14 protein-coding genes and 1 other RNA gene are annotated in these 13,495 nt (G+C 38.8%); 5 read left to right on the forward strand and 10 right to left on the reverse strand.

The window, feature by feature from the left end:
• The first annotated feature begins 2 nt into the window (after positions 1-2).
• Positions 3-1,322: a tRNA lysidine(34) synthetase TilS gene (gene tilS, locus KTV93_RS05530; RefSeq protein ID WP_218250303.1), complete on the forward strand. Its 1,320-nt coding sequence runs from the start codon at positions 3-5 to the stop codon at positions 1,320-1,322.
• Positions 1,323-1,351: 29 nt separating this feature from the next.
• Complete coding sequence (locus KTV93_RS05535) at positions 1,352-3,433, forward strand: protein-disulfide reductase DsbD family protein (protein WP_218250304.1); 2,082 nt, start codon at positions 1,352-1,354, stop codon at positions 3,431-3,433.
• 61 nt (positions 3,434-3,494) lie between these two features.
• Here KTV93_RS05535 and KTV93_RS05540 read toward each other — a convergent pair whose 3' ends face one another.
• The 5 genes from KTV93_RS05540 to KTV93_RS05560 all read right to left on the reverse strand — a co-directional run bounded on the left by KTV93_RS05540 (position 3,495) and on the right by KTV93_RS05560 (position 6,980).
• Positions 3,495-4,004 carry a hypothetical protein gene (locus KTV93_RS05540; RefSeq protein ID WP_218250305.1) on the reverse strand — a complete coding sequence of 170 codons (510 nt, stop codon included), beginning with the start codon at positions 4,002-4,004 and terminating at the stop codon, positions 3,495-3,497.
• An 89-nt stretch (positions 4,005-4,093) separates the two neighbouring features.
• Positions 4,094-4,591, reverse strand: a complete 498-nt coding sequence (locus tag KTV93_RS05545; RefSeq protein ID WP_218250306.1) for a hypothetical protein — start codon at positions 4,589-4,591, stop codon at positions 4,094-4,096.
• Entirely contained in the window at positions 4,591-5,958 is a 1,368-nt protein-coding gene (locus KTV93_RS05550) for a DUF4153 domain-containing protein (RefSeq protein WP_218250307.1), read from the reverse strand. The genes KTV93_RS05545 and KTV93_RS05550 overlap by 1 nt, the downstream gene beginning before the upstream one ends.
• Positions 5,959-6,029: 71 nt before the next feature.
• Complete coding sequence (locus tag KTV93_RS05555) at positions 6,030-6,320, reverse strand: winged helix-turn-helix domain-containing protein (RefSeq protein ID WP_218250308.1); 291 nt, start codon at positions 6,318-6,320, stop codon at positions 6,030-6,032.
• A 42-nt stretch (positions 6,321-6,362) separates the two neighbouring features.
• Positions 6,363-6,980: a hypothetical protein gene (locus KTV93_RS05560; RefSeq protein ID WP_218250309.1), complete on the reverse strand. Its 618-nt coding sequence runs from the start codon at positions 6,978-6,980 to the stop codon at positions 6,363-6,365.
• 160 nt (positions 6,981-7,140) lie between these two features.
• Here KTV93_RS05560 and KTV93_RS05565 point away from each other — a divergent pair, with 160 nt between their 5' ends.
• Both KTV93_RS05565 and KTV93_RS05570 read left to right on the forward strand, forming a co-directional pair.
• Positions 7,141-7,362: a PspC family transcriptional regulator gene (locus KTV93_RS05565; protein ID WP_218250310.1), complete on the forward strand. Its 222-nt coding sequence runs from the start codon at positions 7,141-7,143 to the stop codon at positions 7,360-7,362.
• An 83-nt stretch (positions 7,363-7,445) separates the two neighbouring features.
• A complete protein-coding gene (locus tag KTV93_RS05570; RefSeq protein WP_218250311.1) occupies positions 7,446-7,958 on the forward strand; it encodes a GNAT family N-acetyltransferase in 513 nt (170 codons plus the stop codon).
• A 92-nt stretch (positions 7,959-8,050) separates the two neighbouring features.
• Here KTV93_RS05570 and KTV93_RS05575 read toward each other — a convergent pair whose 3' ends face one another.
• Together KTV93_RS05575 and KTV93_RS05580 are read right to left on the reverse strand one after the other, a co-directional pair.
• On the reverse strand, positions 8,051-8,782 hold the full coding sequence (locus KTV93_RS05575; RefSeq protein ID WP_218250312.1) for an SIMPL domain-containing protein: 732 nt from the start codon (positions 8,780-8,782) through the stop codon (positions 8,051-8,053).
• A gap of 75 nt (positions 8,783-8,857) precedes the next feature.
• Complete coding sequence (locus KTV93_RS05580; RefSeq protein WP_218250313.1) at positions 8,858-9,655, reverse strand: carboxypeptidase-like regulatory domain-containing protein; 798 nt, start codon at positions 9,653-9,655, stop codon at positions 8,858-8,860.
• Positions 9,656-10,014: 359 nt separating this feature from the next.
• On the opposite strand from KTV93_RS05580, the gene ssrA reads away from it, so the two are divergent.
• Positions 10,015-10,414, forward strand: a transfer-messenger RNA (tmRNA) gene (ssrA, locus tag KTV93_RS05585).
• A 139-nt stretch (positions 10,415-10,553) separates the two neighbouring features.
• Here the strand turns inward: ssrA and KTV93_RS05590 are convergent.
• The 3 genes from KTV93_RS05590 to KTV93_RS05600 form a co-directional block, all read right to left on the reverse strand.
• The gene (locus KTV93_RS05590; protein ID WP_218250314.1) at positions 10,554-10,781 is read right to left on the reverse strand and encodes a hypothetical protein; all 228 of its coding nucleotides are present in this window, start codon (positions 10,779-10,781) and stop codon (positions 10,554-10,556) included.
• A 501-nt stretch (positions 10,782-11,282) separates the two neighbouring features.
• Entirely contained in the window at positions 11,283-13,157 is a 1,875-nt protein-coding gene (locus KTV93_RS05595; protein ID WP_218250315.1) for a hypothetical protein, read from the reverse strand.
• 101 nt (positions 13,158-13,258) lie between these two features.
• On the reverse strand, positions 13,259-13,495 hold the full coding sequence (locus KTV93_RS05600; protein ID WP_218250316.1) for a hypothetical protein: 237 nt from the start codon (positions 13,493-13,495) through the stop codon (positions 13,259-13,261).

Below are 13,495 nucleotides of genomic sequence, written 5' to 3' on the forward strand. Positions count from 1 at the left end.
AATTGCTTACCCAAAAGACTTTTGAAGAAACACTTAGCAGTCTGCACAAAAATTGTGACGCCGGCAATTATCTGCTTGCGGTGAGTGGCGGGGCAGATTCTATGGTGCTTCTTCACTTATTCAGCCAATCGGAATTGCATTTTGAAGTAGCGCATGTAAACTATAAGCTTCGTGGCAAAGATTCGGATGCGGATCAGAAAACGGTTGAAGATTTCTGTAAGGAAAATCAGATACAATTTCATGGGTATGAAGTCTCAGAAAAGGACAAACAGCCTGAAAATTCGATTCAAAACTGGGCACGAAATCTCCGTTACGTATTTTTCCGGAAGATTCAGAAAGAGCGAAAACTTCAATATTTAGTAACCGCTCATCATCTTAACGACCAGCTCGAAACTTTCATTATCAATCTTTCAAAAGCATCGGGAATTAAGGGTTTGTGCGGTATGCCTGCGAACGAAAACCAAATCCTGCGTCCGCTTTTACAGTTTTCGAAAGATGAAATTTATGCTTTTGCGGAGGAACATCAGATTAATTTCCGCGAAGATCTTTCCAATAAGAAAAATGATTACCTCAGAAATTATATCCGAAACGAAATTGCACCGAAACTTTTCGGGACCAATGACCATTTTCTGGAAAACTTCGCTAAAAGCCTCAATTATCTGAACCAGGTTAAAGATTTCGCGGATGAAAAAATTAAAGAAATCGAACGGAAAATTATTTCAGAACAGGAAAACTTTATTCAAATTCAGAAATCAGAATTCAAGAAACAATCAGATTTTGTAAAGTTTGAAATCCTGCAAAAATTCGGTTTCGATGATGTTGAAGAATTTCCCAAAATATTCAGCGCAGAAAAAGGAAAGATTTTTCACGCACCGGAGTTCCAGTTGACGGTTGACCGCGATAATTTTATTCTGACTAAGAAAACCGGCGAAAAACCAGAGTCAAATGATTCTGAAAATGAAATTATTATCGCAGAAAATGTAGAGAATATCCAAAACCAAACTGTCAGCCTTTCCAAGTTTATTTCTCCGGAGTTTAAAACTTCATCTGATTTAAATTGGTTTTATGATTCCCGTAAACTTCAGTTTCCTTTAAAAATGAGGAAGAAAAAGCCCGGTGATGTGTTTCTTCCAATCGGAATGACGGGCAAAAAGACCGTCAGCAAATTTTTTAAGGATGAAAAAATCCCTATTTTAGCGCAGCAAAAAATCTGGCTCCTTTGTGACGGCAATGATAACGTTTTAGGAATCATTCCCTATCGACAAGACCGCAGATATTCTGCAGATGAAAATATAAAAAGTAAAATAACGATGACCTTTTAACCAAAAACTGGTTTAACAAAAAAGTAAAAATGAAATTTAAAAATTGGCTCGTACTGTTCCTGGTTTTTCTGATCCAGGGAATTTCTGCACAGATCAAAGATCCCGTAAAATTCAAATACAATATTAATTCTTTACCAAACGGTGTTTATGAAGCTGTTTTAACAGCAACGATCGAGAAAAACTGGCACATCTACTCTAAGGACTTGCCCCCGGATTCGGGAATTCCTACAGAAATGCTTCTTTCCTCCAAAGAGGGAATTCAGCTGGTAGGAAGTGTAATTGAAGTCGGAAAAAAGCATGATGAATTCTCAGAGGCTTTTGGCGCTCAGATCGTGTACTATTCGGATTTAGTCCTCTTTAAACAGAAATTTAAACTTAAAGACAATACAAAACCTGCAACAGTTACAGCAGAAATAACGTATCAAACCTGCAACGACCGTGTTTGTCTTGCTCCGAATACTTTAGAATTTGACCAAAAAATAACGCCAACTTCTACAGGTGAGTCTGCAATTACACAGACTGAAACTCCGGCAGAAACAGTAGTTCCGGCAGAGATTTCTGCGGCTTCCGATTCAACTGCTCTAGTAACTGCAGCGAATACAACTACCGTTTCGCCAATCAAAACTGAGCAAAAAGGTCTGAAGGTAGAATCTATCGATTTTAAAAATCCACAGACCGACTGCGGAATTGAAGCCCAGCAAAACACCGAAAACTTCTGGACTTATCTTCTTCTCGGATTCTTCGGCGGATTAATCGCTCTGCTTACCCCATGCGTATTCCCAATGATTCCTTTAACGGTTTCATTCTTCACTAAAGGTTCTAAAGACAAGGTGAAAGGAAAACGCGATGCGTTCATCTACGGATTTTTTATTCTCCTGATTTTTGTGTTACTGAGCGTTCCGTTCCACATTATTGACGGAATTGCCGGGAATATTTTCAACCAGATTTCAACAAGTGTATGGCTGAATGTAACCTTCTTCATCATCTTTATATTTTTTGCCGGAAGTTTCTTCGGATATTACGACATCACGCTGCCAAGTTCCATTGCGAATAAATCCTCTAAGGCGGAAGATGCCGGAGGTTTGATCGGAATATTCTTTATGGCATTAACTCTGGTTATCGTCTCTTTTTCGTGTACCGGTCCTATTTTAGGAAGTTTACTCGGAAGCGCAGTGACAGGTTCTGCCAACGTGCCGATGTTGCTCACTTTTGCTTTGGCAGGTTTCGGACTGAGCTGGGCGATCGTTTTCGGTCTTTTAGCATTGTTCCCGCAAGCGTTGCAGAGTTTACCGAAATCCGGCGGTTGGATGAACACCGTGAAAGTGGTTTTAGGTTTTATCGAACTCGGATTGGCGTTGAAATTCTTATCTAAAGCAGATTTGGTTTCCAAAACATTCTTCCTGAAAAGAGAACTGTTCATTGCGCTCTGGATTTTAATCGCAATCGGATTGGTTCTTTATTTATTTGGAAAGATCCGCTTCCCACATGATGATAAAAAACCGAAAATATCTTTAGCACGAAAAATATTTGGCTTCCTCGGAATTGGTTTTATCATTTATCTGGTTCAGGGACTCTTCCCTGCCGAAAGACCAACACTTCAGCATCTGAGTGGAATTTTGCCTCCGATTAATGTGAGTTATCTCCACAAAGAAGAAGACGGTATTTTAGGAATGCATCCTTCCCATGATTATTTTGAAGCGATTGAAATTGCCAAAAAAGAAAACAAGCCGTTGCTGATTGACTTTACCGGTTACGGCTGCGAAAACTGCCGTAAAATGGAAGAATTCGTGTGGAGCGAACCCGATATTTTACCTATTCTTCAGAATGATGTAGTTCTGGCTTCTCTTTATGTTGATGATAAGGAAGCACTGCCTGAAAGCGAGCAGACTTCTGTAGACATGGGTAACGGACAGAAGAAAAAAATCAAGACAATCGGTGACAAATGGAGCCTTTTCCAGCAGATAAATTTCAATAATAATTCGCAGCCGCATTATGTTTTGGTCTCGCCCGACGGCAAAGTGATTAATACACCGGTTTCGGGTTATATGCCGAAAGAAGATTTCAAAAACTTCCTGACCTGTGGAATCGAATTCTTCAAAAAGAATAAATAACAGATGTAAACAGAAATGTCCGCTTTTTTAGCGGACATTTTTATATTATAATCTCTTAAATTTAAGGATTGGTAACAGGAACACTGCTGAACCCTATGGAAGTTTTCAGTGAAATATCAGACGTTGGTGACTGTTTCAAAACATACACGACTCTTGCCTGTACCGCGCCCGATTTCATCATATTATCCAGAGCCTGAGAAGTATTCACATCTAGTGAAAGTGAACTTCCAACATTATCGCCGATCGCATCTCTGGAGGCAACCAGAACTTCATTGCTTCCGTTATTCGAAAGATATACCTGTACCGACTTGAAAATTCCCATACTTGTATTATTCGGAACCGTCATCGTAGCACTGGAAACTCTGATATCTCTTACGTTAGCTCCCGCGCCGGTAAGCTGATTAATGCTCTGAGCCGGCGACACATTAGACAACGTGGTGTTTGCCGGAGAACCTGCAGTTACCAAAACTGTCGCATTGTATGGAAATGTGTTCTGTAAAATGGATGAAACGGTGGAACAGCTCGCTAAAGTAGCTGTAGCAACAACCGCGGATAAAAATAAATTTTTCATAATAGTAAATTTTGATTTCTGTCTTTCATTCAGAAATTATACCAACTCAGTGAATTAACAGAAGATTAACTATGGCTCGCTTTCATAATTTACCTGATTTCTACAGAAAAATTTCCTTTAACATCTCCCGAAGCCATATTGCTTTGCCCGATGATGAGCCACAATTCTCCACCGCCTTTTATAGCATAATTAATCTGCCTTCCAAAGGGACCGTCGAATGAGCCATCAGGCAGTTTGATCTGATTGAAACGGATATTCATTTCAGGTTTCTCAGGCGTAATTTCTCCGGTGATATTCTGGCCTTTGAAATTTTTAATCTTCAGAATAAACTGCTGATCTTCCTTAGTGAATTCTTCACCGATACTGAAAGGAATCTGTTGCGCATCAGCGGTTCTGATGATTTTATTTCCTTCAACTTCTCTCATCATTCCCTGCCTTCCTCCGGCAGTTCCAATGACCTTCGCAGAATCGTCCTCTGATATTGGGTTTGGTGCGACAGTATCAGCCTTAGAAGTTGAGATCTTCACAGACTCCGTCTTATTGCAGGAAAAAAGCAATATCGGTATGAGCATGATCAGTTTTTTCATTATTTCTGAGGTTTTAATGTTTGGTAATAGATAATTTTAGAGAGGAAGGTTTTGCTCTGCTCATTAGCGATTTCGGCTGGTTTTGTGGTTTTTTCAAATTCATTAGGATACGTTTTAATAAGCAGTTCATCATTGTAATTCAGGCTTTTGTAAAAATCAAAAGAGCCTTTATCATTGGTGATATTATATACCGTCGCCAGATTTCCCCAATTGATGAAAGACGTGGCCAAAACCGTTCCATAAAAATACCATGACATTTGGTTAAACATAAAAGCATTGGTTTTCTGATGTTTGATTTTGATGAAAGTAAAAATGAGCCCGATAAATGCAAGAACCATAAAAGCATAAACGCCCAGCCTTTTATAGGTAATACCTGAACTGAGAACATATTCAGAGTTTTTAGCAAAGGCGGAAATCACCAATACCGCATTAAGGAATATCCAGATCTTAGCGAGAAGTTTTAAGGTTCCGGCTTTGCGGTCGAAATTGAACTTGCCTTTAAAATAAAACATAATCACCAAAACTGCCATTACAATCGATAAAATTACGGCGTTTACCCTGTCGTGGATTTCAACGGAAAGTTCGCTGGGCGATTTGGGAACCTCAACAAACTGTTCATAATTAAAGGTGAAAATAAAGACCAAAAGCAAAATATTAAGTGCGACAAAGGAAATGACGCCGCTCATTCTTTCAGAATCAATATCCAGAAAAGAGCCGGAGACTGGAATCTCCTTATCCTCATTTAAAAAATCATTCTTGAAATGATGGTTTAAACTGAAGATGAACTTTTCAATTTTAAAATTCCAGAAATTGAATGCAACGAAGAATCCAAGTGTGCCGAGAACAATAAACTGCCAAAGATCGAAACTGAATTTCCAACCGGAGAAAAAGCCCGAGAAATGTTCACTTCCTAGAGCGTAAACGCCAAAAAATACGAGCACGAAAAATAAAGGAATCAAAAAAAGAGCGGTTACTTTCTTCAGTGTTTCCGGCATATTTCTTTTCGGAAGCCAGTCTTCAAACTTAAAAAACCGGTAAATAAAGGTCCCGAAATTTACCGCAAACACCGGAATCACCAATAATGACTTCAGATCGCGGTTTTTCGATTTAAAAGACAGCAGAAAGAGAGAAGTGAATACCGCCAGAAACGAAGCAAAATCTCCGTACCAGGCAAAAGCTACGCTGGAAAGAATACCGGCAACAAAAACCATAACAAAAGCACGCGTCCGGTTTTCTTCCGGAGTGTGAATGAGGGTAAGTAAGGCATACGCAACGCCTAAAAGTCCAAAATTAACGCCCATTTCTTCACCATAAAAGAGCGTGACAAACAGAACTGTGGTAAGAAGAATTAACTGATGTGTTTTCATGATATTATTTTAAAAATTACTAATTTCAAAGTACTTTGCATTACAAAGCAAATAAACAAAAAAATATAGGCTTAACGACCCAATAATTTTTCAAGAGCCGCAAGATGTTCTTTAAACGCGTTTTTACCGGCATCTGTAACATGGTAAGAAGTTTTCGGTTTTTTACCGACAAATTCTTTCTTCACTTCAATATATTTCGACTTTTCCAGAGCAGTGCTGTGGCTTGCCAGGTTACCATCGGTAATCTCCAGCAAAGTTTTCATTTCGGTAAAATCAACCCACTCATTTACCATCAGAACTGACATAATGCCCAGCCTGACACGGCTTTCGAATTCTTTGTTGAGTTTACTGATGTTGATCATTATAGATTATTACCGATTTCTGTTCTAATATTTTGTTCCCTGCTATTTATATTTCTTGTGCATCACCAGGCCATAAACAATATGCAGAGCGCCAAACCCGATAGCCCAAAAAACCAATCCCCAACCCAGGAAAAATAAAGAAAGAAGCCCGAGAGCGATCTGGCAATATCCTAAATTCTGAATATCCGTAAATGTATATTTTGAGGCACTTACTAAAGCAAGTCCATAAAAAATTAAGGTAGCCGGCGCAATAAAAACAAACATTTCATGATACACCATTCCCAGGCAAAACAAACCGCCGGTTACTAGCGGAACTGCAAAGTTAAAAAGCAGTCTTTTGGTAGTCTGATCCCATATCTTCAGGTTTTTCTCTTTGCTTTTTTTCGCAGTGAAGATATAACCGGATAAAATGGCAAGTACAAGAATAACAAAACCCGCAAGCATCAATTCAGAGACCAGATCGTCGGAGTAGAGATTCGCCTTTCCTTCAAAATAATCAATGCCTTCACGTTTCAGAATATAATAGACGTAGCCTGCGCCCAGTAAAGCGACAAGTCCGGCAAAAACACCGGAAAGCCCACTGAGAGAGATGAATCTTGAACTGCGCTCCATCATGCTGCGGATATGCGAAAGGTCTTCCTGATAATTTTTTGACTCCATAAAAAAGCACTTTGAATTGCAAAGTTAATATATTTATTGATCCGACAAAACATTTTTTCATTTCACAAGAAAGAAAATTGCGCTAAACTAAAAGGGTTTACCTGCAGGCGGGTAAATGTTTTAACCCTGAAAATTTGTATCTTTATTGCCAAATTCAGATATGTTCAAAAACTTCAGACATACCATGGAAAGGCAGTGGTTTGGCGTCCTCACAAGAATGGGCGCAAAACTGGGGATCCCCGTGTCGAAACTCCGCGTATTCTTTATTTACTCAACTTTTGCAACAGCAGGTGTTTTCTTTCTGATATACCTCGGACTCGCCTTTACACTGTGGATTAAAGATATGTTTATCACCAGGCGGCCAAGTGTTTTCGATCTGTAAACATATTTCAGCACCAGCATCATTGTAATCTTTTAACGGCTTGAAACTTGTATTGAGCATAAATGATACAGCGTTTATTTTTTATGGAATATTTACACATTACCTCTTTCGACGATTATCGCGTTGAAGAAATTTACAAGTCCTATTGTGAGACTTTTCCTGAAGATGAAAGGCGGAGCGAACAGCAGTTCCGACAGCTTTTTTCTCATCCGCGGGTTAAAGTTTTTTCCGTACTTGAAGACTTAAAAAACATCGGTTACCTCATTACCTGGGAACTCACTAATTTTGTGTTCATCGAACATTTCGAAATATTCTCAGAATTCCGCAGCTTGAAATACGGCTCGGAAATCATTGGTCATCTTTATAAAAACTACTCGCATATTGTGTTGGAAGCCGAACCTGCAAATCAGGATGAAACCGCCGCAAGAAGGCTTTCTTTTTATGAAAGAAACGGATTTATGGTGATTGATGAAAATTACGTTCAGCCATGTTATGCACCCGATAAAAACTCACTAAGTCTTTGGCTTCTGGCCAACTGGCAGCCGGAAAAAACCGACTGGATCAAGGAGGAAATTTACGACGTCGTGTACTGCTGAGCACATACCCAAGGTACAAAGTAAAAAGAAACAGGTGGTTGGAAAGATGATCCGCTGAAACTATAGGCTAAAAGCCATGCGCTAACCTCCACCTAATCGACCTGATACTCCAGCTTTATCGTAATACTTGCTTCTTTTTCCTTTGAAGAAGTGTTGAAAGTTCCGCCGTACGAGAACTCTTCCGTCGAATTGGGTTCGGTGATCTGGGTCACGCCCATCGTTGCTTTCTTAAGATTACCCAATTTTGAGCCTGCATTTTCAGCGATTTTTTCGGCGCGCTCTTTAGCGTCCTTGGTAGCGTCGGCAATCATCTGCTGTTTCACATCGGCCAGTTTGGTATAGAAATAATTGGGTGGAGATGATGTAAATTCAATTCCAAGATTAATGATTTCGGTGATGTTTCGCGAAAGATTTTCAATTTTTGCAACATCTTTACTGTCGATCGAAACTCGCTGAGAAAGCTGATAACCGGCAAACGTCTGCTGACTTCTTCCCATAGTATCAGTAGCATAATTAAACTGTTTCTGGATGTCTACCGCAGAAAACACCATTTCGTTTTTCGGGATCCCTTTGGAAGCCAGATAATTTTCAATTACTTTTTTATCGTTTGCCAGTTCGTCGTAGGCGGTTTTGAGTTCAAAACTGTTGCGCGAAAAGTTTCCGCTCCATGCAATAAGATCCGAAGTGAATTTCTTGGTTCCCAAACCGGTGACAGAAATGGTATTTTCCGACTGGTTGCGGTTCTTGATCGCGCTTCCTAAAAATGCAAGACCGATGATAAAACCTGCGGCAGCAATGGCGATGGCAATAATAGTTCTGTTCATTGGTGGTAATGGTTTATTTTTAAAGGTAAGAAAAAATTAAACGCAACTTCATTAATTATAATTCATCTAATAAAATCACGTTCCAACTTTATGCGTCTTGATGTATTCCTGATAGGCCATTTTCATCTCGGAACTGATTGCAGCGATATTAAAAGTTTTACGGTATTTTTTGGCAAGCGAATAACTGTTATCGGCATAAATCAGGAATCGGTCAAGATCTTCTTCGGTCCAGCCCCTCGACGTATAAAAACTTAAATCGATTTCATTCTTTACCCTTCTGTAAAACTCCTGCGTTTCCGCATAATTTGCCTTGGTGATTGGCGAACTGCTCGTTTTACCTATAAGACCTACAAGTGCAGAAACCGCTTTTATTACATCGACCTGTCCGGCATTGAAATCTTTCGGCGCAAAAGCAGAAGGAATGGAAAGTTTAGGAGAGGGTTCCGTTGGAGAAGTCCGCATATAAGAATCCATCGAAGAATTAAGCGCTACAACTTTTCTCGGTGGATCCAGAGATTTTACATCCTTCTTTAAATTACCGGTGGCCTGAAAGGCGAGTTCAACTTCTTCTATCAGATAAGCGGATTGCGTGAGGGAAATATTAAGGGGTTGGGAATAATTATCGATTGAAATCTTCGTTGAGGCTCTTTCATAGCCGCTTTTTACGAATCGGAGCTCGTCTGAAGGTTTTGCGCCAATCATATAATTACCGTCTTTATCGGTACTTACCTTTTCGTCCGTCCGGGTATTGATGATAACCGCGTTGGGCAGTTCAGATCCAAATTCCGAACGCACTTTTCCGAAAATGTATTCCTGAGAGTAGGCAGAAAGGGCTGTTAAAAGGAGGGAAAGCAGGAGTAGTTTTGTTCTCAAGGTTTAAAATTTTTACTAAAAGTAATTTTATTTTAACTACGCTTTTCAAAGTTTAACCTCCGTTAACGCTTTTATGAATTTTTTAGAAATTTCTCTTCCTGTAAACGTTAAAGATTTTGGGAATCAGGGTGATCGGGAAACACTGCTCCCGCGTGAGGGATAGAAGAGGCATCCTTTTTCTGTAGCGGCGGCTCCGCCGGCGCTACAGAAAAAGATAAAGCGGAGAGCCCGGCCTGAAGGAGGAAATGATGCCGCGCCTGCCTCCAGCGGGCGCGGCAAAATGACCGACGGAAGGACACGCCCCACTTGTTTGCCATTAGGAATAATTTTTGCTTATCTTTGTGCTCTTACAAAAACATGGGGTTGACTGGTTTCGACAGCAAGATCAATGGGTAAGTAAGCATGCAGAGAACCGTAGCGCGATCTCTTTAATCCCTTGCTACACAATTTTAACTGGCGACCAAGAGTTTGCTCTTGCAGCTTAATCCGAATTACAGTAGGATTCAGCGCTCTCCCGAAGCACAGTAAGGAGGTAAGATATCCCGCAGAAGTTCTGTTTCGCGACGTCTGATTCCGGGGTATAGCAATGCGGAAATAAGGTTTTGGATACTTCGGCCAAAGCTCGAAAACTTCAGAAGATAAGCAGTAAATTGGGTGTCTGTGCTCTGTTTACTGTCGAAAATCAAACGCAGAATAAGCATGTAGAAGTCTTATGTGTTGCTTGTTTGGACGAGGGTTCGAATCCCTCCAACTCCACTAATTAAAACATAACCGTCTGATTTTCAAGGCGGTTTTTGTTTTGTTAGTCCGCGGTTAGTCCGCAACTTCAAATTTTAACATTTTCTACCCTTTTATGGTTTCCGAAAACTCCACAAAAAAAACCGGGAACAGATCCCAGTTAATTTTTATAACTCTTAAATAATTTCAGATACTCATCTGCATTAAAATTGTTTTCCGTTTCCTGTATTTTCTTACTGATACGGGCAAAACGTTTTGTCATCTTACCGTTATAATACCGTTTGAAATATTTACTGTATAATTCGGCATGAAGTTTATCGTTAAAATCCTTTGCGAAAATCCTGTTCCATTCCCTCCATTTTTTAGATTCTATTTGAATTTGATACATTAACCCCGGTAAGGCGGAACGGTGTTTAAAATACCCCTTTATTAGGTGCAATTTCCTACAGACTTTACCGGTATAAGGGCAAACAAAAAACCAAATTAAACCCGTTCCCAAGTTCGACTGGCGCGTTATCAGTTGAATATCATATCTTATCTTTTCGGTATTATTGAAAGTGTAATCTACAGTTAAAACCCCGGTGGTTTCACCTATTACTGTTCTAATACTGATACTATTTTTGGTTCCGTTTCCTGAAGTCCAAATGATTGCCCCCAGTTTACTTTGGTTTGGTATGATATATTCGTGTTTTGATAAAAACGAAATGTCAATACATCGTAAATCGTTTACCGTTGTCGGATAGTTTGCCCAGCGTCCCATATTTTTAAAATCTCAGGTTTTATAAGGTTCAAATACTTAACATTTCCTAACATGTTCCCAGTTCTATAGATTAGAAAGATGAGGTTTGTTAGGTTGCCCCCTCGCGCGCGCGTAGTTGTTAAAAAAACTCTACTTAACAATTGTAACCTTTGTAACCGCTCCATGGTCTAAAGTTGGTTCATAGGTAAAATCTGTTCCCTCTGTTAAATACTCTGTGGCATATTCTATGAATGTATTTTTATTAATATTCCTAACGGTATCAAAACTGTATTTAGCAACCTGAAACACCCCCGGAATGTTGTTTATTTGAATCTTTGACAAATAGGGGTAATAACCGTATAAATCCCCCTCAAAATAGTACATCGGGCGTGGCGCTATTCTTAAAATATCCTCTACCATAATACGCAATAAGGGTTTACCAGTTACCTCATCATGTCGGCTCCACAATTGGGTAGGCTCTCCATTCTCTTTATACAGTGTGCCGTAATAAATATCAGAGATTGAATCCCCATTGTTTACTACTTTATCGTTTTTAGTAACTGAAGAAATACGGGTCATTCTTTGGGCGGTGTGGAACTCACCTTTTAAATTTCCGTTTGCATTAGGAACTATATCAAATGAATCTATATAAACAGTCGGTGAACTTGTAAAATTTCCTGCACCTCCATAAATTTTTAGAATAACAAGTAAGTTAGAATCCTCTAAAATTGGTGGTAATGATATATTTATTTGAATATTTTCATTGATATTTACAGAATCAACAACTACAAACCCATAAAATCCATCATCTGGTGCTGTTTTTGACTTCCAAATACCTTCATTAGATTTAAAAAAGTAATTGTCAGTTTCTAATCTTACATGAGCTGTTAGTGGCTTATCACCGCTTCTTATGTTTATTAAAACATTTAATAAGTCATTCAGTTTAACAGTTGGCGACGGATTTACTCTTATAATTTCTTGAATACCTGTAAATAATGAATTTATTATTAATCCTGATCCACTTGGATTATTTATAACTGCACCTTCTGGACTTGATATTGAAAATCCATCAGCACTTAATACTCCGTTAGTTTTTATATCTGGATTTCCGATTAAACTTCTAACAGTTCCGTACTTATAGTGAACTCTAAATGCCTGATTACTCGGGATAATTGATTTTTTTTGATTTGCGTTTACATGGAAAATAGGGTACTGATCAATATGAGAGCCTATATTTAATTCAGTATTCCAAACTATATCCCCGGTTTTTTCCCCGTTTTCATATCTGTAGAAAGTCATTTCCCCTTTTACATCAATAGTACGGTATATCCACCATTCCCCGTGCATCTGTATTATAGTAGCGTTATAAAGTTCTAATATTGATTTTAACACCTCATCGCAGTCCATTAAATCCCGTCTGTTGTCATCCTGATAGAATCGATCGGCATTCATTTTAACCGACTTTAAAACGGTGTCTATTCCCGTAAATCCCTCATACGTTGGAAGTGAATTACTGATATTAATAGGCAATTCGTATCCAATACGTTTTAGGCATTGTCTGAGGGCTGTAAATTGCGTTATTTTCCCTTTGTATTTATTCCCCTCATCAGTTACAAATGATAGGTTTTTTAAGATACTTAAACCATCCATTGCATTTAAAGATATTTCCCATCTATTGCTCACGAAATCCTCCCAAATGCCATCCGGTAACAAATACCCCAGGAAGATTATTTGGTTATTTCGGTAAAAATTAACGGTAAACTGTCTTTCATTCTCTGAATACAAATCAGTAAGGGTTAGATCCTCATTTGCCTCTAAGGAAATATCTAATGTTGAGGGTACAACCGGTTGAAATATGTCTTTCCTTTCGGAATATGCATGCCGTGCCTTTCCCTGAATCTCAATAATTTCTCCGGTGTAATCTTTATCCCAAATATCCAAACGAATTGAATCCCCGTCAATACTTTTGTATTCTGCTCTGTACTTTGGGTTTGCAGGCGCTGAGGTTGTAATTAAATTTATCATGTTTTAGATTTTATATTATTTTATCAATTTCAAGTTTTTTCAAGTTCTAAAGTTTCCCGGCTCCCGAAATAATAACCTAAATTATTAGGGAACATTACTTTTTAATCTTTGCCCCTGTAAAGTGTTGTTATATCAAATAACGGCTGTTCTACTGTCAGACTTTCTTTGCTCTCAATACTTTTTAAGGTAGGTAAAACAAAACGGGAAATTTCCAGTAAACATTTTATGCGGTCTTTGGGTTCCAGTTCCTGCAAATCCTTTGTTAATTGCTCTAAATTATCAGTTAAGATACTTTGTAACCTTTCCCGGATTACGTCGGTTTTTTCGTTTTGTATCAT

The organism is Kaistella faecalis, from assembly GCF_019195395.1.
Taxonomy (GTDB): Bacteria; Bacteroidota; Bacteroidia; order Flavobacteriales; family Weeksellaceae; genus Kaistella; species Kaistella faecalis.